This is a genomic window from Bacteroidota bacterium (assembly GCA_030706565.1).
Taxonomy (GTDB): Bacteria; Bacteroidota; Bacteroidia; order Bacteroidales; family JAUZOH01; genus JAUZOH01.
This window is the reverse complement of the sequence record JAUZOH010000001.1, coordinates 36970-62171: the sequence shown is the minus strand read 5'-3', so window position 1 is coordinate 62171 and position 25202 is coordinate 36970. Positions and strand designations below refer to the sequence as shown.

General features: G+C 31.6%; 17 protein-coding genes and 1 pseudogene. 11 read left to right on the top strand and 7 right to left on the bottom strand.

All coding sequences use genetic code 11. The features are described from left to right. Positions 1 to 217: HTH domain-containing protein (locus tag Q8907_00265; protein MDP4272695.1), on the top strand; the 217-nt coding region annotated here is incomplete at its 5' end. 569 nt (positions 218 to 786) lie between these two features. On the opposite strand, the gene Q8907_00260 is transcribed toward Q8907_00265, so the two are convergent. From Q8907_00260 to Q8907_00250, 3 genes are all read right to left on the bottom strand, one after another. Next, positions 787 to 1848 (bottom strand): XRE family transcriptional regulator, encoded by a 1062-nt coding sequence (locus tag Q8907_00260; GenBank protein MDP4272694.1) that lies wholly within the window; start codon positions 1846 to 1848, stop codon positions 787 to 789. A 27-nt stretch (positions 1849 to 1875) separates the two neighbouring features. Then, positions 1876 to 2490, bottom strand: a complete 615-nt coding sequence (locus Q8907_00255; GenBank protein ID MDP4272693.1) for a hypothetical protein — start codon at positions 2488 to 2490, stop codon at positions 1876 to 1878. A gap of 466 nt (positions 2491 to 2956) precedes the next feature. Continuing rightward, complete coding sequence (locus Q8907_00250) at positions 2957 to 3523, bottom strand: hypothetical protein (GenBank protein MDP4272692.1); 567 nt, start codon at positions 3521 to 3523, stop codon at positions 2957 to 2959. 1255 nt (positions 3524 to 4778) lie between these two features. On the opposite strand from Q8907_00250, the gene Q8907_00245 reads away from it, so the two are divergent. Next, positions 4779 to 5261 carry a J domain-containing protein gene (locus Q8907_00245; GenBank protein MDP4272691.1) on the top strand — a complete coding sequence of 161 codons (483 nt, stop codon included), beginning with the start codon at positions 4779 to 4781 and terminating at the stop codon, positions 5259 to 5261. A gap of 46 nt (positions 5262 to 5307) precedes the next feature. Beyond that, positions 5308 to 5631 carry a hypothetical protein gene (locus tag Q8907_00240; GenBank protein MDP4272690.1) on the top strand — a complete coding sequence of 108 codons (324 nt, stop codon included), beginning with the start codon at positions 5308 to 5310 and terminating at the stop codon, positions 5629 to 5631. 334 nt (positions 5632 to 5965) lie between these two features. On the opposite strand, the gene Q8907_00235 is transcribed toward Q8907_00240, so the two are convergent. Continuing rightward, positions 5966 to 6622, bottom strand: a complete 657-nt coding sequence (locus Q8907_00235; protein ID MDP4272689.1) for a hypothetical protein — start codon at positions 6620 to 6622, stop codon at positions 5966 to 5968. 4 nt (positions 6623 to 6626) lie between these two features. Beyond that, on the bottom strand, positions 6627 to 7367 hold the full coding sequence (locus tag Q8907_00230; protein MDP4272688.1) for a ParA family protein: 741 nt from the start codon (positions 7365 to 7367) through the stop codon (positions 6627 to 6629). 1050 nt (positions 7368 to 8417) lie between these two features. Between Q8907_00230 and Q8907_00225 the strand changes: the two genes are divergently transcribed. The 5 genes from Q8907_00225 to Q8907_00205 all read left to right on the top strand — a co-directional run bounded on the left by Q8907_00225 (position 8418) and on the right by Q8907_00205 (position 15090). Next, positions 8418 to 8717: a HigA family addiction module antitoxin gene (locus tag Q8907_00225; GenBank protein MDP4272687.1), complete on the top strand. Its 300-nt coding sequence runs from the start codon at positions 8418 to 8420 to the stop codon at positions 8715 to 8717. 73 nt (positions 8718 to 8790) lie between these two features. Beyond that, complete coding sequence (locus tag Q8907_00220; GenBank protein ID MDP4272686.1) at positions 8791 to 9864, top strand: replication initiation protein; 1074 nt, start codon at positions 8791 to 8793, stop codon at positions 9862 to 9864. A 1392-nt stretch (positions 9865 to 11256) separates the two neighbouring features. Continuing rightward, positions 11257 to 11874 (top strand): BfmA/BtgA family mobilization protein, encoded by a 618-nt coding sequence (locus Q8907_00215; GenBank protein MDP4272685.1) that lies wholly within the window; start codon positions 11257 to 11259, stop codon positions 11872 to 11874. Further along, positions 11874 to 12926: a DUF5712 family protein gene (locus Q8907_00210; protein MDP4272684.1), complete on the top strand. Its 1053-nt coding sequence runs from the start codon at positions 11874 to 11876 to the stop codon at positions 12924 to 12926. The genes Q8907_00215 and Q8907_00210 overlap by 1 nt, the downstream gene beginning before the upstream one ends. 730 nt (positions 12927 to 13656) lie before the next feature. Then, a complete protein-coding gene (locus Q8907_00205; GenBank protein ID MDP4272683.1) occupies positions 13657 to 15090 on the top strand; it encodes a type IV secretory system conjugative DNA transfer family protein in 1434 nt (477 codons plus the stop codon). A 94-nt stretch (positions 15091 to 15184) separates the two neighbouring features. Here Q8907_00205 and Q8907_00200 read toward each other — a convergent pair. Beyond that, positions 15185 to 15310 (bottom strand): annotated as a pseudogene (locus tag Q8907_00200) (integrase core domain-containing protein). A gap of 38 nt (positions 15311 to 15348) precedes the next feature. Further along, positions 15349 to 16344 carry a tail fiber domain-containing protein gene (locus tag Q8907_00195; GenBank protein ID MDP4272682.1) on the bottom strand — a complete coding sequence of 332 codons (996 nt, stop codon included), beginning with the start codon at positions 16342 to 16344 and terminating at the stop codon, positions 15349 to 15351. A 466-nt stretch (positions 16345 to 16810) separates the two neighbouring features. Between Q8907_00195 and Q8907_00190 the strand changes: the two genes are divergently transcribed. From Q8907_00190 to Q8907_00180, 3 genes are read left to right on the top strand one after another with little or no spacing between them, the layout of a single operon-like run. Beyond that, complete coding sequence (locus Q8907_00190; GenBank protein ID MDP4272681.1) at positions 16811 to 17290, top strand: T9SS type A sorting domain-containing protein; 480 nt, start codon at positions 16811 to 16813, stop codon at positions 17288 to 17290. Positions 17291 to 17349: 59 nt separating this feature from the next. Next, positions 17350 to 23811, top strand: a complete 6462-nt coding sequence (locus tag Q8907_00185; protein MDP4272680.1) for an FG-GAP-like repeat-containing protein — start codon at positions 17350 to 17352, stop codon at positions 23809 to 23811. Further along, positions 23798 to 25060 (top strand): OmpA family protein, encoded by a 1263-nt coding sequence (locus Q8907_00180; protein ID MDP4272679.1) that lies wholly within the window; start codon positions 23798 to 23800, stop codon positions 25058 to 25060. Before Q8907_00185 ends, Q8907_00180 begins: the two co-directional genes overlap by 14 nt. Positions 25061 to 25202 lie beyond the last annotated feature (142 nt).

The following is a 25202-nucleotide window of genomic DNA, read 5'->3' as shown; positions in this document are numbered from 1 at the left end:
TTCGGAAAGATTTCGGAAAGATTTCGGAAAAGAAATAGCCATAACTTTTGATATTATTCTTAATCATCCAGAATTTAGCTCACAACAAATTGCAAATGAAATAGGTAAAACACCAAGAACAGTAGAAAACTATCTGGCTAAATTAAAAGATGCAGGGATAATTGTACGAAAAGGTCCCAAATTAAGAGGTCATTGGGAAATAATTGAAAAATCATGAACTATCCATGAACTGAATAGGTCACCACCAGGAAACCATCATTCCATATAACCTTAGAATAAATCTTTTGACCTTACAATTTGTAAAAGGAATTTAATATTATACCAAAGATAATGAGCGATTTTGAAGATTTGACTTGACTTTCGGTTTAAAAATCGCCTTCAGTCGTCGTTCGGTATTACAAATTTATAAAATTTATTCTATTAAGTTTGTTTTAGTCTTAGAATTCGATTATGGGCTGTGCTTTTTCAATTTGTCTTTAATAAGTTTGATAGTTCTGTCGGTGAAATTGTTTTAAAACCATATTCATTTTTTAAAATAGTCAAATTGTTTTCCGTAAAAACAGATTTTACACCACCCGAAATAGCTTTGTCGTTGGTGCAAAAATAGTCACCACCTATTGCAATATGAGACGCAACGGAATCTCCGTCTGCCCATTCTACATAAGCAATAATCTAGGTAGTATTTTGTTCTATAACGTGTCCGTAGGCTACTTGTGATGGAACACAAGTTTTGTTCATTTAATGAACGTTAAGCGACTTTCTGCAGCACTATAATGGTTTGAGCCGTTAAATTACTATTCGCATTTTTCTATAATTATTATCAAAATACATATTAAAATCTGATATACTTAAGCCTAGTATTGCAGAGATTTCTTCTGTATTATAATTAAGATTATTTTTAAATATTTTAATCATTTGAGGTATTAAAGTTGGTTCATCTATATCTACATCCAAACCTGATTCATGCTTTCTTTCTCCTCTTCGGCCTAGTTCAATCATTAGATATTTATATTTTTCTTCTGTAATAAGCTTTAATTGTTTCGCTCTTACAATAATAGCTGCTTTTGAAAGTTTCCAATAGCTTTTTAATTTTCCTAAATCATTGTATTTTAAATTAATTATATCATTTCTACATTCTAAATAAGGCATGTTAAATTCCGAAGAAAATGAATTTGCTTCTTCTTCTTCATTACGAAAATTATCAATAACAAATGGAATATGCATTACAAGATGGCCAAGTTCATGTCCAAGTGTAAATCTTTTTCTATCATTAGGTATTTTTTTGTCTATAAAAATAATGGGTTGGTTTTTGTCAGTAAATAATGTAATGCCATCAAACTTTTCGCAATTAGTATCTATAAAATAGACAATAATTCCATGTTTTTCAAAAATGTTAACAATATTAATTATTGGCCCTTTGGGCAATTTAAGGTAATCTCGAATCTTTCTTGCAGCATCTGCAGGGTCTCCTTTAAAGGAAATGTCAATTTGTGGGAAATTAAAATCCGGCAATTCAATAGAATTCATCAATTCATCGATAGATAGCCTTACAATGTCCATTTGTGCCTCTATTTGTGATAGGACTCTTTTGGGTATCATAATCCTTTTCCTGTAATAAAAATTACTTATTGGAGTTTGTATTTCCCTTTTATAAAAAAAATCTATAGGATAGTTTAATAAATTAGCAATAGATAATAGTGTTGTTTCATTTATCGGAAGAATTCCCATTTCTATCCGAGATAGGTTTCCTTGAGTTAGGTTGGAAATCTTTTTGGCAAGATTAGATTGAGTTATACCCCTACTTTCTCTTGCCAATGTAATCATTTTATAATTTATCTTTCCCTTCATAAAAATGAAAGCAATTATTTTTTAATTTTATAAAGATTTATTTTGTCTAATTTTTAACATAGAAGATAAATCATCAGTTTGAATTATAGTTTCAGTGCCAAAATATTTTAAATTTATATTGTCAATTTTTGGCAAATCACTTATCCAAAGTTTCTCTTCATTTTTTACACTTATAGCATAACAGCCAATTAAATTTTCCCAAGAATTATCTACTTGGTAGCCAACGAATACAATTGGTGTTGGCTTTTCACTTGGTAATGCATATTGACCATATAATTTTTGTGTGTATTCGGTACTTATATTTGATGGCAGATAATCTCTATTTAACTTTTTAAAGTAAATAAAATATCTTGAACTTTTTTCGAAATAAAATCTACCATTCTTATCTATTTTAATATTCTCTGGATATTCTCTACATAATAATCCTTTTATATTCCCACTCATAGTTATAGCTTCCCAATTTTTATCAAGGAAACTCTTTTCTTTATTTTTGCGTTCTTCAATTGTCATTGAATAACCCTTTTCTAATATTTCTCGGAAAAAAGGTAATTCATTTTTTAAAGATTCTAAAAAATCTATTTGCTCTGGCAAATTTCTTCGGATATATTTCGAAGTGTCAAATAAATGTGTACTTTTGTTCATAATTTTGAAATTTAAATTAATACTTATAAAATTCCCTTCTGGCAAAGGGAATTTTTTTCATACAAATATACATAATATTTTTTTAAAACTGTAAATAAATTTATTATTTATTTGTGTAAATTGAAATAGTGGTATGATAATAATTTGTTTAGGTACTTTGCCAATTTTTTTGGTTGAATGAATGCGTTGTGCAACCCTTGCTAAAAAATCTTGACTGATTTGAAAAATGTGTTGTAAACTTGTAGTTTCGTTTCAACTAAAGAATTTTTCTTTATTCTTAACATACCTTCAAATCAAATTCCAATATCAGTATGTGTCTACTAAAATTTTTAATAACTGATTTTTCCAAAATAATTTTGTTTATTATCAATAAGTTATGATTCATAACCCAGCGTTTATAGTTCAATATAGACTCATTGCAGGGTCTTTCAGACCGCTCAGAGTCTTATTATTTGCAATAGGCTTTCTATTCTTCATTTAATTGTCTCTCAAAAACTACGCTAATACCCTGATGGTTAAATATCTGAATAAATTTTTGTTTGTCAAGTCCTTTTCCAGTATACTCTCGAATATATAAGCAGTTGGCTTTAATCTTTTGCATATGTCTTAAAATATTGGGATAGTCATCGGAAACATATGGTTGTATTTCAACTCGCAGTATTTTTGTGTAGTAAGTCGTATCCAAGTTGTTGTAGTTTTGAATGGTTTTTAAAGATACTATATCCCAGGCTTCCTTTATATTCTCAAAGTCAATTGCAAAACTGAATGATACATCAATATTATCATTTTCAAAGTTTCTATCACAAATGTATTTTTCCCCGATAGGATTCTCTAAATCGACATGTATATTTCTCTTATTTATTACAACTTCATAACTTCTTATCACTTTATCAACTAGCTCTTTGGGAAATGCTAACTGATAAAATTTTAAACAGAATTCATTGTCTAAGAAATCTCCTTGCATACGATTTTGCTCTGGCATATTTGTCAATATCCCTTTGACTTTTTTTTCTGTTTTTAAGTCTTTGCTCATTTCTATCAATTTAGTTGTGTCCTGTTAAACTTGTTGCCAACAATTTTATATACGCAATATTTTGTATATCTCTCCTTGTATATGAACCACCTCTTATACCCTACCAAATTACATATTTAATTTTAATAACTTTCAACATTATTTCATAATTTTTTAACCTTCACTTTTATTGAGAAAAGGCTAGGAAAAATCCCTGGGGTTTGGGGAGGATCCCCAATAAAAAAAGTCTTTATTCCTATGTTTTCCTTTTGTATTTTTTTCCTAAGTCTGGAAGAACTGATTCTTATGGATGTTTTTTCCCACTGCAAGATAATTGCAGTGGAATGTATTTAAACTGATCATTAATAAACCTCTCTGAATAGTTAATTTTCCCTCCCACCCTTTTAAAGGTGTAAGGATGGCTCTCGCGCAAAATAAGATTTAGCTCCCCTCTGTTACACGGCGTTTCACTAAATCCTATTTTCTCCTTCCTGGAAAGAGTTGAAGTTTTTACAAAAGACATAAAAACTTCAACCCTTTCCCCTCTCCTATCCTTACTGATTGTTTACCCTCAATACAGAAAAAAATAAATTCCCAAAACCATTGGAATTATCTACTGTCCCTTTTCCTTATGTCTTTTCCTGTTTTTTTAAAGAACTGAAATCCCCGTGCTTTTATAGAGGTTCTGAAAGCCATTTTCCCTCCAAAAGGTAGCACATCGGCACCCTCCCGCAAAAAGGCGCAATAAAAATCAAAAAAATCTCCACACCCTTGATATCCTAACCTTTTATATCGTTCCTGATCAGGGTTGGAAGTAAAGCCTAAATTTTTTTGATCGTGTCTACTTTTTTGATAAAAAATTTTACGCTTTACTTTTTTTTCATTTCAACTCCGGGACGGAAGAGGGTTGGATCAATATTTATTTGTTGAACCCTCTTCCGTCCCTGATTGCTTCACACGGGGTAGTATTTTTTCAATTTTTCTTGCCTTTCCCTAGCCGATGTGCTTTTATCCTTTTTACGTGAAAATGGCTCAGACCTCATTTAAACGGTGATGTAAAAGTTCTTTGAAATAAAAAAACTGTAAAAAGCCAGGACCGGGTAAGTCCAGTATCTAAGAGATTTTTTAAGTGAAAAGGCTAAACTTCCTATTTGCCGATGATAAGTAGTTAAAAATCAGATATATAGTTCCACGTGGAACGTAATAAACATATTATCAATCAAATAAAACAGTAAAAATTGAACTTGAAATGGAATTCAAAACTTAAAATTTTAAAATGATGAAAACACAATTTTTCAGCACTTGCAAAAACCTGATCGAGGTTAGAAAACTTTACAAGGAACTGGCATTGATCCACCATCCGGACAAGGGAGGGGAAACCGCTACCATGCAGGAGATTAACGCGGAATATCAATTCATTATCAAAAACAGGATGTTTGATTTTGAAGACCTTAGCGAAAAACAACAGGAAGAATTTATCATCTACCCGGAAATCATCAACCAGGTGATAGGACTGGAAGGAATCATCATAGAAATTCTGGGAGATTGGATCTGGATAAGCGGGAATACCTACCCGCACCGGGCAAGGCTCAAGGCTACAGGTTTCTTGTTTGCCCCTAAAAAGGTGATGTGGTACTACAGGCCTTCGGAGTATAAATGTCCAAACCACAGGCCCTTGGATATTGAACAAATACGCATGAAATACGGAAGCCAAATAGTGGGAAACCCTGAAAAGGAAAATAAACTGGAAACCGCCTAGCGGTTTCCTTGCTCAAATTTAATTTTTAACCTCAAATTTTAAGACCATGGACCATTTAACTTTTATTGATGAAGAGATTAATGAAGTTGCTTTAATGATTCAGAAGGAAAGAAAAGCACTGAAAAACAAACGCCGTGAACTGTCTAAAAGGGTACATATTCAACTTGAACTTTTCCCTATCCCTGCAAAACCGGCTTTTATCTTCCCCACTCTTTTTGAGATAAAAAACGATATTTCAGAGCCTAACATGAATAGGATTTTTAACCCTATACATCAAAGAATATTCTACCTGCAAACAGAGCTGAAAAAGCTGCAAAACCTAAAGGTCAAAATGCAGGAGGCCGAAAAATCCCAATTGTCTTTTCTTTAAATTAAACAGCCGGGGCTTTTGCCCTGGCTGAAAATCCCCCAAACAGGGTAAAAACGATCTTCTCTTTGTTTAAGAAGCTAATTCTGGCTAAAAAGCTTTTAGTTTGAACGTTTTTACCCAAATATTAGAAACCAAGTCATTCCGGAGTTTTAAAACTTTAGTTTTCCTTATTGGACCTAAGGCCACATATTTATTTTTATTTGTGCCTTTTTGCATTGCCATCATAATGAAATGTTTTGTTTTATATTTGATAGTATCATCTGATACTATCATACGAACCTTTTTCCCTTGTGTGTAAAAGAAAGATAAGGTAAAGATTGTAATTTATTTTACTTTAAAGATTAGGGTATTTTTTCCGCAGTAAATTTAATGCCTCACTGATGACATTGGCCTGGGTAAACTTTATTTGCCCCTGCATCCGTCTGATCCTTAAAACTTCATTGATAAAATTATAATCCTCTATGAGCATGTTGAATGAATGAACGCGAAGGGTCTCTCCTGCTTTGTTTTCGTTTTGTAATGGCTCAACGCTAATGTTGGCTTTTACAACCTCCCGGAGCAGGTTCAGGGCCTCGTTTAACGCATTTTTTTGGGAAAACCTTATTTCTCCCTCCATGATTTTATACCGGATAAAATTCTCTATGGTTTTGTAATCACCCTCAGGAATATAAAATGTTCTGGAAAAGGCAACCTTTGCCTTTTTTTCTTTTGCTTTTTCAAGTCCTTGGACTTGTTCTTCTTCTGCTGGTTTTTCTGGAATATTTATTTCTACCGGTTCTGCCGGAATGGGTTCGGTTTCTGGAACAACTACTTTTTCTTTGGGCTGTTTAATGTTGTTCTTTTTAACTTCCTTCTTTTCTTTTTCCCTTTCTTCTTCCTGAACTTCTGATGTTGTTTCTTCTGCTGAAACGCTGGTACCTAGAAGGTTTTGTATGCCGGCGCCCAAATTGTTGCTCCGTTTCAAGCTATTTCCAAAATTTTTCTTTGCCATCTTCCTACTGTTTTAAAATTTCATTCACCAGATCCCTGTAATCTATTGCCCCGTTACTTTTTGAATTATACTCAAAAATATCTATACCCTGAGCCTGGCATTCGGCCAAGGCAATATTTGTACGGATCACTGTTTTCATCAGAGTATCTCCAAAAATACTTTCTACGTTTTCTTTGATGTTTGATGATAATACAATCTTATCATTGAACTTGGTAAAAAATACCCCTTTGATCCTTAATTTGGCATTAAAGTGTTCTTTGATTTGTTCGATTATACCGACTATACTGTCTATTCCTCTATAAGCCAAATATTCTGCAATCATGGGGATATATACATCATCTGCAGCCACCAGTGCATTAACTGTAATCAGACCCAGCGAGGGAGGACAATCAAATACGGCTACATCATATTTATTTTCCAGGGGTTTGAGAAGGTCTGAAAATATTTTTTCCCTGGCCAGGCGGGAAGAGATTTCCAGCTCAATCCCCGCTAAATCCAGACTTGCTGGAACAAGTGACAGGTTTTTCTTTAGTTCAAGTACAGGCAAGGGTTCTCCTTTGCTAAAGGATTGGTAAATATTGTCCGGAAGGTTAAATTTCCCAAAACTTTCTGTCAAGTTTGCCTGAGGATCCAGATCTATGGCTACTGTTTTTTTGCCTTTTAAAGCTAAGCCGGCTGCAATATTGATAGCAGAGGTGGTTTTGCCTACTCCCCCCTTGTGGTTAATCAATACAATTTTTTCCATTCCAACATCCTTTATATTTTACATATTGCAAATATATGAAGTATTATTTATAGCATTTATATTTTATGAGAAATATTTATGATATAAATTGAATATATTTGATTTAAAATATATATTAAATATATGAAAATTATATTTAATACAACAAATAGGATGATTAGTAAATATATTATTTAAAGTAGTTATAATTTTATTATTTAATATAATTTATATATGTAATATATATTAATTGCTTATATATTTCATATAGGATATATATTATAATGATTGAATATATAATATATAAATTATATAATGGGAATAGTGATATTAATGTCAAAATTAAATATATTGTATATATTGATTATAGTGATCTTATTTTAAATATTAATTCTATTTTATAGGTTATATATTATAAATATTGTCTAAAGTTAGTAAATTGTATATAGGATAATTAGGATATATAATATTTATAGGTTAAATATTCATTTAATTATCTTATTTAAAAATAATATTACAGTTAGGATATTTATTTAAAATAGTATAAATATTTAATGAAAAAAAATAGGATTTATAGTACATATAGGATATATAGTATAATTAGTAATTATATGATTATTTATCTAATTGCTTGAAAATCTTTGATGTACATTTGAATAGCAAGATACTCCATCCTCCTTTTCAGATAACTTTACCTCTTTTGGGTTGATAAGCGGGCCTTGAACCCTTTGGATTTTGGAAAAAGCCCGCAAATCAGATTAGTAAAATGAAATTACTTATCTGATTGTAAAATAACCTGATCTTAATAACTTACTCATGATAGTTAACAAATAATGTTTACCAAATTTGGTAAATGAAATTTACTGTTGTAGATTTATTGCTTGTATGATTTTGTGATTATTATTTCATGGCAATTGCAAAAAAATACCTTGTTTATATCAATAGGAATGGACATTATAGATTTTAATTTGAGGAGGGTGTTAATTTGCCTTGGCTTTAGAAAATTGTCTTGAAAAAATCCCAAACTCGTTATTTATACAACAGATCAAGAATTGAATTAATTTATTGGTTATGGAAGACTATAAAATTGTTAAAAAAGTTGGCCTGAATGCTTATCCCGATCGGGTACTTCATCCTGGGAAAGTGTTACGTGTTGAATTGGAAAATCGCAAACTTTTGACCTCTAATTTTGCTATGGATATTAAGGTTTATCCTTCGCATTTTTCGGATATATTGAACGGAAAGCGGAATATAAATCCAGCCCTGGCCATTAAGCTTGAAAAAGCTTTGGGGATTAGTGCAGAATATTGGCTGCGCCTCCAGGTGAAATATGATTTGGCCAAGGAGCGAAAGAAATTAGAAATGGCCTAAGTTTTATGCATGGAACAAATAATATCTTCATTTTAAAGTCGTTCAAATTGCCTTTTCATAAACACCATTCATTATGGATAAACTGAATTTAACAAAGGTTCAAACAAAAAAGAGAAAGAAAATAATTAGTCTTCCTGCTATACGAAGTTATATTTATCAACCCAACCGAATTACCAACGCCATATATGATTATTCCCTTATCCAGGAGCGTATTTTCAACGCGGTCATCTATTATCTTCAGGAACCCATCAAGTTGAGCTTAAAAGGAGAAGATTACGGGCAATATTCACTTTTTCAAGAATACAAGGAACAACCTACAATAAAAATCACCATACCGCTCAGGGAAATCACCATACCGCAGCATTACGACCAAGTAAAAAAATCTATCAAGCAATTGGCTTCAATCGTGGTTGAGATTCCTTATATCAATCAAAAGACACAGGAAAAACGTGTCGTATACAAAGGACTGTTGAGTGCTGATATACCTTCAAACAGCACCAGGAACAGCTTAATTTATATAGAGGTGGACAAACGAGTGGCCAAGCTATTGGTTGAAATTGACCAAAATAAAGGTGGCCAGCCCATCAATTATACCAGATACGTTTATGAAATAGCCCAAAATGCTTCCAATAAATATACTTCACGTGTCTATAAGTTAATTTGCAGTTGGAGGAAAAAGGGTGGATTTACCATTCCCCTTGAGGATTTCCGTAAATGGTTGGGGATTGAGGATAAATACAAATATTTTGCCGATATCAAGAAAAATATACTCTTGCCGGTACAGAATGAGTTATTTGAAAAAGCTGATTGCTGGTTTAATTGTAAGTCCGATGATTTTGTTACCAAACAAGGGAACACCGTTACACACCTGAATTTTAAAATTATCACCCCTGAACTTATTGTAGAAGAAGACAAACGAAAAGATTATGCTTTTAATCTATTACGTACTCATTTTAAGTTTAATGACAGGAATATTGAACAAATCAGGCCATTATTTAATAAAGCAAGTTCTGAACAGATGTTATTGAAAATAGTCTCTTTGAGAGAATATTATTTGAACAATGTGACTAAGATAACCGATGTTGTAGGGTACGTGATTAAATCACTTCAAAATGAATTTGGTGATAATGAATCCAATTTATTCTAAAAATAGTTACTTATTACTCCTAATGCCGAAATTGAAGTTACTAATTTCTCCAAGTTTATGTTACCAATTTCTCCTAAAGAGGTTACTAAAAGCTCCCAATAAAGTTACTAAATTCTCCTAATCCAGGTCATGTTATGAATTGTAAAATAATAAGTTAACCCATCTCACAAATATCAAAAGATTAAACAAAGTTTTATCAAAAATAAAAAGGTACCTTATGGTTAAAAGAAAAACTGACACTTTGTCATTTTTTTATGTCTGTTTGACAGAAAAAAATGAATTCGAAGAAAAATTTGAAAGAAAAATCCGATCTAAACAAAAAAAGATCCCCCGGCGCACTCAATTAGTTACTAATTTCTCCTAATTCTAATTTTGCAAAAGTTCATTTAGTTACCAATTTCTCCCAAATCATTTTTAAAATACTAATTTACAAGTCATTATATCATTAATCAATATCGTTCTTTTTTTCTTACTTACCTATTTCTCCTAATTCCAATCATATATCTGAATAGCTGTCTATTAATTTTTATTTAAAATTTAAAAAGCAATCACACTAATTACCTTTTTCTCCTAATGCCTTTGCTGATCATCCTGCAAAGTGTATAGTTCAAAAAAATAAAGATTCTATTTTTTGTTACCAAATCCTCCCAATTTAAAGTATATATCAAACTCCATTGTATTGAAATTCAATATACTAAAAAGTACTTTTAATTAGTTACCTTTTCCTCCCAATTCAGTTTTAAATTGTTTTATCGTATTGCCACTAAACCGTAACTTTTGCGTTTTTGATTACCAAAACCACCCAATATAATCTATATTGCACATTAAGTGATTATTATAAACCTTTAAACGTTGATTAATCCTTTGATGACTTACCAAAATCTCCTAATTATCCTTTAATTCCAGGTGATCAAGCTTCGACAAAATAAAAAATAGAAGCACATTCAATTTTGATTTACCAAAATCTCCCAATTCAATTTATTTTGCACATTTTCATTTAATTATATTACCTATGTTTTCAGGGATCCATTACTTATTTCCTTTATTTTTAATACAACTTCAAATTATTAAGAATCGAATATTCATACAATGCTTTTATAATCTCCAATAAAATGAAATTTCATACAGTTGCATAGAAATGCTTTGAAAAAGGTTTATAGTAAAGCAAGACGAAATCACACAAAGTGTGATTGACAAAATATTATAAACCTTTAAACCAGTAAAATAAATAATGAAAGTTATAATATATTATAATATTATTTATTACTTTAATTGTATATAATTAAAAATAAGATATATTTGTTATAAAATAAGTTATAAGTAATTAGAATTATATAAGTAAATATCTTTAAATCAATTAATATTGTTGTATTACCATTAAATAATCGCGCTATGTCCTATAAAACCGTTGCTATCAGCGAAGTTTATGATGATAAGCTGGAAGAACTGAAAAAAAAATTAAATTGGAAATCCAAAGGTTCCTTAGTAGAAAATATGATCTCCTACTTTGACACTTTGGGCATAGACCCAAGAGAACTGAATGCCAATAGTTTTGATAAACAATTTTCACAACTCAAGAATGATGTTTCAAAATTAAGGGAAACAACCGTTTCTTTTATCAAGGAACAAGAAAAAGGGATTTTAAAGCCACTTGTACAGCAGGTTACGTTAAATAATGAAAAAATACAAAGTTATTTTGAGCATGAAGCCATTACCAAAAAGGATTTAATCCGATTAGAATCCTTAATCCATTCAGGAAGCATAGGTTCCCAACATTTACAAACTGGAGGAAGCAAAGAAAACCAGCCCAGTCCGGAGGGAGATAAAAATTATAGTGAAGAACTTGAAAATCTGAAAGAAAAAGCCGAAATTGTAATTAAGTATAGTAAAGATCTATTCAGAGATTTTTTAAAAACTGGGAAAAAATTGGTTGGCCGAGGGGTGAGTTTTGATGAATCGGTTATCAATAATTATAAAGCAGAATTCGAACGTTTAAAACTTAATATGTAATGTATATTAAGATTCATTCCACGAAAAATTATATCGGGGGAAACACCCGGAGTTGCTGCGAATTGGTGAAATATTTATCCAAAGAAAATGAGGGCAAAGAATTACTTGATCAGGAAAATTTCTTTAATTCTCAAGGCAAAGATTTTTCTGATTTTCAGGTAATCAGCAGTATTGATCAAAACGTTAAGGGACTGCACAAAAAAGAAGCAAGGTTTTTTATGCTCAGCATAAATCCCTCAAAAAAAGAGCTAAGTTATTTGGCGTTTAAGGCAACAAGTAAGAAAATTAATGATTTAGCCCAAATGTCCCCTTCTGAAAAAGAGAAATACAATCAACTTTTCAAGGATTATGTCAATGATTGCATGGAATTCTACGCCCAAGGTTTTAATAAAGATTTATGTAGAGAGGATATCCTTTACTTTGCAAAAGTAGAAAAAATCAGAGAATATAAGTATACTGACAAACAGGTAAAAGAACATAATGCAAAGGAAGGGGAACCTAAACCAGGTTTACAAACCCATTGCCATATCATAGTTTCGCGGAAGGATCGGTCCATGTCAAAAAGTATAAGCCCTCTGGCTAATTCAAAAGGAGAAAGTAATAAACACAAACTTAACGGGAAATCGGTAAAGGTCGGTTTTAACCGGGATAAATATATGCTTGAATGTGAGACACTTTTTGATATAAAGTACAAATATTCCAGAAGCATAGAGGATTTTTATTTAAGTCATAAAGTAGACAAACATATCTTGCATTTATCCCATGTACAATATGAAAGTTATTTGAAAAACTTGGCTAACTTTCATGAGCAGACCAAGGATATAGAAACACAATCCCTGATTAATCTGGCAAAAGGGATAAAAGAAGGCAGTCTTTACAAAATTGGAAACTCATCAATAGATATCATGGGGGTAGGGGATTTAAAAAATGAAGAATTTAACCATCAGCCACCCACCATTCAACTGGTACAGTGGGTAAAAAATATTATTGCTGGAAATCCGGTAAAAATTTCAAAAGAGTTGGTAAAAGGTTCCCAGGGACTTGAAATGTAATGTGCTATTTTAATTGTGTTGAATAGCTGGCGTATTATGAATATTAGGTATAATTCATATATTTTATATATTATAAATAATTTAACTAAATTAACTAATTAAAATATTATAATTCGTATATATATTTAATATAGTATTAATATTATAAATAATGATTATAGTGAACATATTATAAATAATATTTATAGTAAATATAAAATAAATAATATATATATATTTAATATTGTATAAATAGTATTAATATTAATAAGTGTATTTGTATTATGAATATTGTTTATATAATACATAACATAAATAGGATTACTAAATTAAATATGTTTATTAATTAATTTAATTATTATATTATATATTTGATAATTATGTATTATATGATTTATATTATAAATGTTTTAATAGTAGATATAATATTTATATTTTAAATATTATGTATAAAATATATAGTATTCATTATTAATAGATCATATATAAGTAATATATTATATATAATATAAATTAAATAAATAATATCTATTACATTTATATTATATGTAGCTAACTTAGTTTATGTATATTTTATAATTTAAATATTATGACCTTACAGACTAAACTTTTTATTTTATTTGCTGACTTAATACTCACCGGTATATTTTATCTCATTATTAAGCTCCGCAAAATTCCAATACGAATTATATCAATATCCTTAATCATTCTGTTTTTTGGCTTATTCCTAAATAAAATCTGGAATTTTCGGTTGTTTTTATTTTTGGCCATCTATGTTTTGCCTCCGTTGGCCCTGGCCATTTTTTTACATTTTATTTCTGACAAAAAAATTGAAGCGGATGATTTTAAATTTATATATCATACCGATCAAGGGAAATTAATCATTGAAAACCCATTTAGGGGCTTTGGTGTTTTTGGGGGGGCCGGTTCCGGGAAAACCAAAAGTATAACCAAGCCCACCATTGAAAATTGTGCCCGCTTAAATGTCTGTGGGGCGATATACGACTATAAAAAGTTTGATCTGACCTGCTGTGCTTTAACGATGTATAAAAAATACAATTCTTCGGTTAAGTTACATTTTGTAAATTTCTTTGATTTAAAGTATTCGGAAAGGGTTAATCCGGTAGCTCCAGAAATGCTTGAAAATCCTGCTTACGCATCTCAAGCTGCTTCTACCTTGATTAGAAACCTTGTTAAGGGTTCTGAAGAATCCAAAGACCCCTTTTTTATTGATGCCGCTGAATCTGGTCTTGCCGGCATCCTGTGGAGACTAAAGGAAGATTTTCCTGAGCAATGTTCTTTACCTTATGCTGTAGCTATTTCTTTAAATAAGGATATATGCAAAGTATATGATTTTGTATCCAAAAATAAACAAGCTTCCCTTATTGCCGCTCCATTTTTGCAAAGTGCCGTTTCAGAAAAGCAGATGGCCGGTGTGGCGGCCAGTATGTCCAGCGGGATGAGAAAACTGGCACTGCCAGAGTTGTTTTACGTGCTTTCCGGGAATGATTTTAGCCTTGACCTCAATAATCCACAGGAGCCCAAACTGTTGTGCATCTCAAATTATCAGGTTCTGGAAGATGTTTTTTCTCCCGTTATTGCCCTGACCATTAATATGGCTTTAAAGCAGATGAACCAGGAAGGCAAAAGCCCCAGCATTGTGATGCTTGATGAAGGAACTACAATAAAGATTCCTAATTTTGATAATATCCCGGCTACTGCAAGGGAAAATAAAATCATCACTTTTTTTATTTGCCAGGATATGGTGCAAGGGGAGGGGACTTACGGACGGATCGGAAGGGATAAGATATTGGCCAACCTGGCCAATCAAATGTACGGTTTGGTGAGGGATCCTCAAACGGCCGAACGTTACAGTAAAATGTTTGGTAAGGAGTTCAAGGAATTTTCAAGCAAGTCAATTCGGCAAGGGGATCTTTTTATCAGTTCGTCCACCCGATCTCCAAGGGAGGTAGACATCTATCCCCCGCAGGTATTTCAACAATTGGAAGCCGGCGAGTTCTATGGAGTATTTGCTGATGCCAACCACAAAACATTTAATGCCCGGTACAAAATGTACGATGAAATTGAAATGCCCATGAAAATTTTAAATTCCGTCACATCTTCGGAAGTACAGAGAAATTTCCATGAAATTCTAGCTGAAAGCGATTTTTTGGTTCAAAATTAATTTTAAACCTGTCATATACCGGATCGGATGTCAGCTTCCCCTTTTTAGGGCCGTCATTAATTAGACTGCTAAATTAGTAATATTTATTTCAGTCTTATTCATTGGGAGACATGTCTCCCAATGAATATTTAGGTCTATTTTCATTATAATCCGTCATCCAGGTCTCTGTTATCACCCGGACATCGGATAGAAGCGTTCTAAAGATATAAGCATCTAATATGCTGCGCCGGTTCTTTCGTCAATAGTAAATACTTATCATTAATTTTTTTGTTTTACTAACAGTTTCTCTATTTCAACCAACTGAGATTTAATTAGGGCTATGTCATCATTCTGACTTTTAATGGTTGCAGACTGTTTTTCGATTAATGTTTCCTGTTCATTTAAAGCATTCGTTAATATTGGTATTAAACCGATATAATCAACACTTAATATCCCTTTCTTATTTGTATATACCAGTTCCGGATATATTTTTTGAATTTCTTGAGCGATGAAACCATTATGATAGCGGTTAAAAATAGCGGTATCTGTATTTTGCTTAATATTGGACAAAGACATTCTGGCAGAATCTGAAAGATTATTTGAAGCTAATAAGGAAGTGGGTTCATTTATTTCCTGTTTTAATTTATATTTTACCGGCCGTAAACTTGAAATGTTTTTTAAAGAAGAAGTAATGGTTGTAATGTCTTCTTTAAGTCTGGAATCTGAACTTATTGCAAGAGATCCATATATGTAAATATCCCCGTTTACATCAAGTGCACTTGATGGAGAATAGTTTCCAATTCCTACATTGCCATTAGAAGCTATATAAACCCCGAGGCAGTGGTATAGACTACGATTGCTTGAACTAGTCGTAGGACCATTTTCACCGAATAATGATATTGACCCTTCATCTGCGTTAAGACGAATCATGGGTGCATACTTTGAACCTACGATGCAATATTGGGTATAACCATTTACTCCGTTTACTGCATAATTCGCTCCAATATCTGTAATAAAAGATGAATACAAATTATTATATGAATTAATACTCAATGCTGATCCTACATTATTCCACAATCTGAATAAGTTAGCTCCCGTACCATTTGTATTAGCTCCAAACATTAAGCGGGCATTTCCGTTTTGTACCCATAATCTATATATACCGGGATCAGAGACATCCCCTATACCTACATTATTACTTGAACTAACTTTTAATTGGGCAAAAGAATTAATAAAGAAACTTACTAATACTGTTATTAAAACTGTTTTTTTCATTTTATAATTTTATTATATCATTATTAATGAGTTATTTATGTTAAATATATAAAATATTAATTTTAACATTAAATTTATAAAGAAAAATTAATTAAAAGTTAAAATATTTCATAATTTTAACATGTATATTTAATCATTAGTGTCCACTTAAAATTCAAAAGTATTAATTTTGATTTACAAATATGTTTATTATAAATGAGTTAAGTTTTATGTTTTGTTCATAATTGCGAAATAAAAATTCAAATCGTGGACATGGCATTTACTAATGAAATCTGCATATTATCTGTTTGTTATAAAAGTTAATTATTAAGTTTTGTGGACACTAGTGATATTTAATATAAAATAATATAACTGTAATATTCACTTTATTAATTGATAATATAAAAATAACATAAATATTTACAGAACCATAGAATAGTTTTCAAAATCGAATTACAAACTGAATGCTAACTTATATCTTTTACATATGAAAACTTTTATACCTATATTAATTTTTTTCCCCATAATATATTCATTGTTTGATATTAATCATATCAATGCACGAACAAAAATAAATTATGATTGCGATACCATATCTTATATGTATGATAATGCTGGAAATCGTGTTTTACGCACAATAACCCTTCCCAAAAAGAAATCTGCATTAGTCGCTAAAACTGATACCAGTAATACAAAAAAACAAATGTTCGAAGAAAAATTGGGTCAACAAAAAATTCTTATTTATCCTAACCCTACAAAAGGAAATTTAACAGTGGAAATTCAAGGTTATGATAAAGAAAAGAATTCAGCTTTATATCTTTTCAATATTTCAGGGAAAATTCTAATCTCTCAAAAAACAGTTAACAGTAACATGTCACTTGATTTATCTAATTATCAGGCGGGTGATTATATATTAAAAATTATACTAGGAAATAAAATAAGTACATGGAAAATTATAAAAGAATAGAGACATTGATTTTTAAAAGTTTGAGTAATCAGACTTTTAAAGCATAAAAAAACAAACAAATGAAAAAAAGTTTTCTTTACTTACTGTTTATTATCAGCATTTTTTTAATAAATATTGTTTTTGTACAAGCTCAATGTACAAATGAAGTAGGTGTCACAATAACCAAGGATTCTTCTGTGTTGTCTCCTTGTGTAAATTTAAATGCCAGGGATAGTATTATTTTAAAAGCAGGGTTTTATTGTTCCTTAAATGGCTATGCTTCCAGTTCTAATCCTGCATTTAATGCAAGCGTTGATGAAAGTTTAGATTTACCTGCCAATTATTTAACAAACACTCCTGACCTTTCGACCCGAAAAGTTGATACCAATTTGCCTTTCGGAACACTTACCGGTTTTTTTAATGTTACTCCTACAGGAGCTGCTACTTACGAAATACCTATATCTGTACCTAAAGGATTAAATAATCTAGAGCCTAAAATTTCCGTTATTTATAATAGTCAAACAGGAAATGGACTGTTGGGATGGGGATGTAATCTATCAGGACTTTCTGCAATAACCCGCGTTCCTAAAAATCTATATAGTGATAATCGGGTTAGCGGTTTAGCCATTGATACTACAGACCGCTTTATTTTGGATGGAAACAGGCTTGTTCCTAATACTGGGATTTACGGTGCAGATGAATCAACTTATCGTACTGAAAACGAGACATTTTCACATATTATATCTAAAGGAATATACGGAAAAAATAGTCCTAACTGGTTTGAAGTTTATACTAAAAATGGGACAAAATATGTATATGGAAGTCCCAATGGACGTACACTTTATAGTGCAAATGGGACAAATGCCATATTGGCTTGGTACTTAGACTCTGTGGTGGATGTGTCTGGAAATACTATTAGTTATACCTATGAGCAAAAAGGATTAGTAACTTATCTGAAAAAAATCTCTTACGGTACCAATAAATCCGGAGTAGGTACTTCCAGCTCTTTAGAATTCTTCTATGAAATCCGTAATGATCCCATTAATATCCATTATTTCCCTTTAAAAGGACAAATTGACCAGGAATTGTATAAAATTGTTACAAAAACTGGAAACCAGGTATTTCGCACTTATAATTTTGAATATACTCAAGATGCTTTTTCAAGACTTTCTAAAATAACCGAAAGCAATGGGAATGGAACTAAACTAAATCCTACTTATTTGAAATGGGGAGATTATAATTCTGACAAAGTAACTCTAAACAATCCTTTATTACCGGAAGATTCTTATTATAATCAAGTTAATTTTTCACAAAGGAACTGGACAACTGGAGATGTTAATGGTGATGGACTAACTGATTTAATAAGTTTTTTCCCTTATAAACATTATTCTTATTATAATGGGGGAGAAAGTTGGTCTCAAGTTAATGTCGTACAAATTTTTTATGCCTCTATTTCTCCTGAAGGAATCACATCTTTTTCGCTTGGACCAAACTATGAATATATACCTAATTTAGTTTGGGATGATTTTAAATGCTATTCTTCAACGTCTTGTGTTCAGAATTTGAATGGTGATAATATTCCAGATATTATTGTTCCATATTTTAATAAGACTAATTCTTGGAATGAAATAGATTTTTTTGTACTTAATTATAATCAGAATACTCCAGTTTTTGCACAAAAATTACTATCCAGTACTGATAAACTTCCAATTTATGCTATTGGAGATCTGAATAATGATGGAATAGATGATATTATATATATTGAAGATAGTCAATCGTCAAGTATGAATTATCCTGGGAAAATAAGGTTTGGTTCGACAAATTGGGATAATAATTGGATTAACTTTAATGTTTCTACGACAAATGCTCCTAAAAATATTTTTATTGCAGATTTTAATGCAGATGGATTAAATGATATTATGGTTTTAACTGATAATGAATACATCATTTATTTAAATAATGGGGATAACACTTTTACAGTTGGGGATTTAGTAGATGGCATATTAAACAGTACTTGTGACATCATAAAAACGGGTGATTTTAACGGCGATGGCTTGGTTGATTTCGTCATTAACCAGCATGAGTCTCCAAATTGGTACCTTTTATTAAATAATGGGAATTTAGGTTTTGACCAAAAACTTTTACCATCAGTCACCGCTCAGAATGAAGATTATACAGATAAAGATGATGCAACTCATAATTGTATTGTTACGGATTTTAATAATGATGGAAAATCTGATTTAATTGTTTTTGATGCAGATTATGAATTTGGTCATAATTCTTTTACAGGAGAAAGTTGGGGCATATTTAATTATTTCAATACCTATTGGTATCAATCTACCGGGGATAATGTTTCACTTTCAAAAACTACTGCAACATCGCATACTGAGGACGATGCACAGGCTAAACTTTTTGTTTCTGGTGATTTTAATGGAGATGGGCGTCCTGATCTTATGAATTTTGGATACGACTGTTATGGTGCTACAGATATGACCCAGAGATGGCGGTTATATTCTACACCCAATACCAATTTTGGAGGGGGAATGGTGACTTCCTTATTCGATGGTTTAGGTCAAAATACACGTATTTCATATATTACAACAGCAGTTGGAATTAATTATTCCTCAAATTCAAATCCTATATTTCCATTAGCATTATTAAGAAACTCTGCATATTTAGTAAAAAAGGTCACAATTCCAAATGGCGTATCATCGGATATTGTAAAGAAATATTCATATGCTAATGCTACTCAAGATTTACAACGTGGATTTCTTGGTTTTGGAAAATTTATGGTATATGATTCCCTTACGAATACATCTTCTGAACAAGACTATGAGTTTTCTTTATCATCAGGATCAAAAAATTACATTCAACCTTTTCCGACTTATTCAAAGACAATTGTTGGTTCAACAGTTGTTTCAGATTCAAATACTCCACTCTCTTCCTATTCATTGACTGCTTTCCCTAACGGGCTGAAGCATGTATTTATATATCCCAGCATCTCAACTCAAACCGATTATCTGAAAAAAATCACAACTACTTCTATTGTTTCTTATGATAATAACGGGAATATTCTTTCAAATGAAATTGACTATACTGATTACACAAATCCTACCAGTAATAAAATTGTAGCTTCCAAGAAAAATATTTACAATGGGTATGCCCAAAGGTTAAAAAATAATTTGAACCCTTACCCTAATGCACCGGATAATGTGGTAACCGAACAAACGCACAAAGATACGGATGGTAAATTCTCTATTACTACAGCATTTGAGTATAATGATAACGGTACGGTAAAAAAGAAAACAGATTTTTCTGGAACCACAAAAGCCGTTTCTACAGAATTAACTTATGACGAAGTAGGAAATGTTATCTCTACAACTGTTGGTGACCGTAGAGATTCGGCAGTATATACCGATGATAAAAGATTTATAAAAAAGCAATTTAATTCTTTGAATCATTATACGGAGACCTCTTACGATAATTGGGGAAATCCATTGGTAAAATGGGATTTGAACCGTTTACCAACCACATTTACATTTGATGATTGGGATGGTCTTACAAGTACGACCTTTTCAGATGCAACTAAAATAGTTTCATTAATAAATTGGGCAGATAATGGTAATTTTACCTCTTATAAACCGGACAATGCTCTTTATTATGTGTCATCGGTTGATGAAGACAACCATTTTATCAGTGCCGAATATTTCGATGCAGTAGGACATTTGCTAAGAGAAGCCGTATCCGGTTTTAATGGGAAAGTTACCTATTCTGATTGTAAATATAATTCATTAGGTCAGAGCTGGATTTTTTCCGACCCATATCCGCCATCAGGAAGTGCGACTAAAACAACCACCAACTTGTATGATGGCTATGGTCGATTGACTGAACAAACTTTACCGGATGCAGTTACGGATACTATCAGTTATTCCGATGATATAGACAGAAAAACGACAACTCATTATAGTACCGGGGAAACCTATACAGAAACATATGACGCAGCAGGATTATTAACTTCGACAACCGACCCGGGGGGAAGTATCAGTTATCTGTATTATAAAAATTCCAACCCTAGGAGTATACAACCCAATGGAGGTTCAGGAGCTGAAACAATTACTTATTTTGATGAAACCGGTTTACAGAAAACTTTAACAGATCCTGATGCCGGAACTACCAGTTACGATTATAACATTTATGGGGAACTATCATCACAGACAGATGCTTTAAATAATCAAACCACAATAGTTTATGACAGTATAGGACGTGTAAAAACAAAAACTATTGGGAATCTTATTACCAACTATACATATGATGCCCCGGGGACAATAGGATTATTATCAGGAGTTAATAATTCAAATGGAGGAATGTTATATAAATATGATAGCTTTGACAGGATCATCGAGAAAACCCGTAGCAAAGGAAATGATAAATTTACTTTTACATACGAATATGATAATAAAAGCAGGGTAAGCAAACTTACCTATCCCAATAATATGAGTTTGACTTATGGCTACAATGATATAAGCAATGATCTTATCTCCATTACAAAAGATGGTATCAATATTTGGTCGCTAAATAATTCTGACGTCAATGACCTTGGCCAAATTACAAAAGTTACATTGGGAAACGGTAAATCAACAATTTATGGATATGATGGGGAAAATAGGCTTAATAGAATTTTTGCCGATAATGTGGTTGATTTTAATTACCAGTTTAACAATAAGCAACAACTGGATTACAGGAAGGAATATATGTTTGATGGTTCAACGATGAATGGTTTCCAGGAAAATTTTACATACGATAATGTAAATCGCTTATCTACGGTATCAGTAGGAAATACAGAAACATTGCATATGACATATAAAAGCGGTGTAAACGACCGTATTGACAATAAATCGGATGTCGGGACCTATATTTATAACGAAACCTCCAAACATTGTATTGATAAGTTGGCTGCAGCTACAGGATATAGGCCACCCAGGCACGACCTTACATATAACCAGTTAGGAAAAGTGTCTGCAATTATGGAAACCGATAGTCTTAAAAGCAAATCACTTTCTATAGATTATGGGGTTGATGACCAAAGATTTAAAACCGTTTATTCACAGAATGATACGACTAAATATATCTGGTATTATTTTGATAATTATGAAAAACAAATTATGGAAAACGGTGCTGTACGTCATCTCAATTATATTTTTGCAGGAAACTCATTAATAGGTATCTTTGAACAGAAGTCGGATGGAGACAAAATACATTATGTTTACTCTGATTATCTGGGTTCTTTGAAATGTATTACTGACAATCTAGGGACCAATGAACAAAGATTAAGTTTTGATGTGTGGGGTAACCGGCGTAATCCGTATACAGGGACAAAACTTACAACAGCAGAATTGGAAAATTCCATTAGTCTTACTTCACGTGGTTATGTTGGTCAAGAACATTTAGATAACTTAGGACTTATTAATATGAATGCACGAATATATGACCCATCTTTGGGTTTATTTATAAGCCCGGATAATTATATGGATGATATTGGCTATAGCCAAGCGTTTAATCGTTATAATTATGGACTTAATAATCCATTAATGTATTCTGACCCAAATGGTAATTTCCCTTTTCTTATGGTAGGCATTTTACTTATAGATGCGGGTGCTTTTATGAGATCCTATGGTGAAATCAATAACAATACTACTCTTTACACTGTTGGCAATTATGCTATGTTAGGTGGAAGTTTGTTGTCTGGTTATGGTTTTACTTCAATCGGTGGGACTGCTGCAATTTTTGGGAATGGGATGATGAGTGGTTTTGATAATTTAATTTATGGCGGAAGTTTTGAAAAAGGATTTGTTTCTGGGGCTGCATTTTCTGCTGCTCTTGTCGGATTAAATTGGTCATTAGGTAAAGAATGGTTATGGAATAAATGGTTTGGATACGAACCGCATTACAAATGGATTTCTCCAAATGAAGCTTGGCATCTAAATGATTTACCGAGGCTGACTTCAAACATATATCAGTCGGTTAACGCCTTAGGCAGGTATTTATTCACTGATGCTAAGGATATCTTAAAACTTGTTCCTGCTGGGAAAATGGTAAATATAGAATATAATTTCAGTACTAATATACCGGGGAATTTTAATCCTAGTAGTAATTATACTACTAATATAGACCCGGGGACAATTAGAGGAAATAGTCATAAGCATGATTTATGTGTAAGTCGGATATATGATGGGGATTTTGATTTTTCAACCAAAGCTTCCCCAGTTGAAGTAAGAACACCTGGTAATACAGTTAGAAAGCATATTATTGGAATGGGTAGTGAGATGGGTTTTGGTGGGATAAAGGATTTTAGAATTAATCATAACCACTATTCCGTTACAGTAGAAAATCCTGTTGGGGGTCAAGGGACTGAAACTGCAATTTTTCATAATCTACATGTTCAGGCATATTCTAGATATGGACAACCACTTTGTACAGGAACCCAGTTTATGGCATCGACTCAAAGACCTTGGTATCATAAATGGCTTTATGGAATTAAATAAAAAATTGTATATTTTTCTGTTTGTATTAGAATTAAACCAGATTGCACATACGCAAAATCTGGTACCTAATCCTAGTTTTGAGGAATATTATACAGCGGAAGAAGTTAGGACAATGACAATTCCTAGTTATATTATATCTATGTCTCAAGATGGGTATTGGGAATTTAGACCTAAAAAAAAGAATGATTGCTCAATATATGGGACGCTTACATTTCTATTTTGTAAAAAATGGACCAATTGTAATCATGATTATTTTTTTGATAGTCCTGATTTATATAATAGATGCAGTATTCAATTTGGTGTTCCTAAATCTGAATGGGTATTCAATCATAAAATATTGGCATGTAATTATCAAAATGCAAAAAGTGGTTCAGGTTATATGGGCATCTTTGTATCTAATACAAAGTTTAAAAAATTAAATTTTGTAAATCCCGAATTTATGCAAACAAAACTTATTCATCCTTTACAAGTGGGTCAACAATATTATACAGAATTTTTCGTCAATAGAGCAGATTATTCCACTGTATCAACTGATTGCTTGGGATTGTATTTTTCTGACAAAGAAATCAAGGTTAATGACTATCATCAAATGTATCGTTTTAAACCACAGATTACTAATCCTAAAGGAAAAGTAATTGAAGACACAGTCAGTTGGGTTAAGGTTAGTGGTATTTATACAGCAAAAGGAGGAGAACAATATATAATTATTGGTGACTTTTATCCTCAAAGTGATAATACAATTAAGTATGATAACATTAAAAGTAAAGACTTTGTTTGTTATTACCTTATTGACGATGTGAGTGTTATTTCTGTTATAGATAATTCACAAAATGATAAAAAAGAATTTCAGGTTAAACCAACCAATGAATCTACTGAATGTATTAATTATAAGCACATTAATATAGGGGTTTCAGTTGTAATTAAAAATATTTATTTTGAATTTGGTAAATCGGATTTATTACCTACATCATTCAAAGAACTTGATAAATTGGTACAATATATGGGAACCGCTTCATTGGCTGAAATTGAAGTAGATGGTTTTACTGATGATGTGGGTACAGATGATTATAATTTGAAATTATCCATATCAAGAGCTAAGTCGGTTGTAGAATATATAATTTCCAAGGGAGTGGATAAAAGTAGGATCATATACAAAGGTTATGGTCGCACAAAACCACTTCAGAAAAGCCAAACAGAAAAGGACCGTGCTATAAACAGAAGAGTAGAGTTTAAAGTTTTAAAAAAATAAGCTTTAACTTTCAAAGCTATTAGATATAAGGTCAGTCGAATTATTTCAATTTTTTTTTTTCCCAACATTAAAGTTCCTTTCTATATTAACGTTAACTGCATTACCGATATTATTGTGACTTAATCAGCTTTTCATATTTTCG

Bases quoted from the DNA above. Each gene is read 5' to 3' on its own strand.
- Q8907_00260 (MDP4272694.1), bottom strand. From the start codon at position 1,848: ATGAAGGGAAAGATAAATTATAAAATGATTACATTGGCAAGAGAAAGT.
- Q8907_00255 (MDP4272693.1), bottom strand. From the start codon at position 2,490: ATGAACAAAAGTACACATTTATTTGACACTTCGAAATATATCCGAAGA.
- Q8907_00250 (MDP4272692.1), bottom strand. From the start codon at position 3,523: ATGAGCAAAGACTTAAAAACAGAAAAAAAAGTCAAAGGGATATTGACA.
- Q8907_00245 (MDP4272691.1), top strand. From the start codon at position 4,779: ATGATGAAAACACAATTTTTCAGCACTTGCAAAAACCTGATCGAGGTT.
- Q8907_00240 (MDP4272690.1), top strand. From the start codon at position 5,308: ATGGACCATTTAACTTTTATTGATGAAGAGATTAATGAAGTTGCTTTA.
- Q8907_00235 (MDP4272689.1), bottom strand. From the start codon at position 6,622: ATGGCAAAGAAAAATTTTGGAAATAGCTTGAAACGGAGCAACAATTTG.
- Q8907_00230 (MDP4272688.1), bottom strand. From the start codon at position 7,367: ATGGAAAAAATTGTATTGATTAACCACAAGGGGGGAGTAGGCAAAACC.
- Q8907_00225 (MDP4272687.1), top strand. From the start codon at position 8,418: ATGGAAGACTATAAAATTGTTAAAAAAGTTGGCCTGAATGCTTATCCC.
- Q8907_00220 (MDP4272686.1), top strand. From the start codon at position 8,791: ATGGATAAACTGAATTTAACAAAGGTTCAAACAAAAAAGAGAAAGAAA.
- Q8907_00215 (MDP4272685.1), top strand. From the start codon at position 11,257: ATGTCCTATAAAACCGTTGCTATCAGCGAAGTTTATGATGATAAGCTG.
- Q8907_00210 (MDP4272684.1), top strand. From the start codon at position 11,874: ATGTATATTAAGATTCATTCCACGAAAAATTATATCGGGGGAAACACC.
- Q8907_00195 (MDP4272682.1), bottom strand. From the start codon at position 16,344: ATGAAAAAAACAGTTTTAATAACAGTATTAGTAAGTTTCTTTATTAAT.
- Q8907_00190 (MDP4272681.1), top strand. From the start codon at position 16,811: ATGAAAACTTTTATACCTATATTAATTTTTTTCCCCATAATATATTCA.
- Q8907_00185 (MDP4272680.1), top strand. From the start codon at position 17,350: ATGAAAAAAAGTTTTCTTTACTTACTGTTTATTATCAGCATTTTTTTA.
- Q8907_00180 (MDP4272679.1), top strand. From the start codon at position 23,798: ATGGAATTAAATAAAAAATTGTATATTTTTCTGTTTGTATTAGAATTA.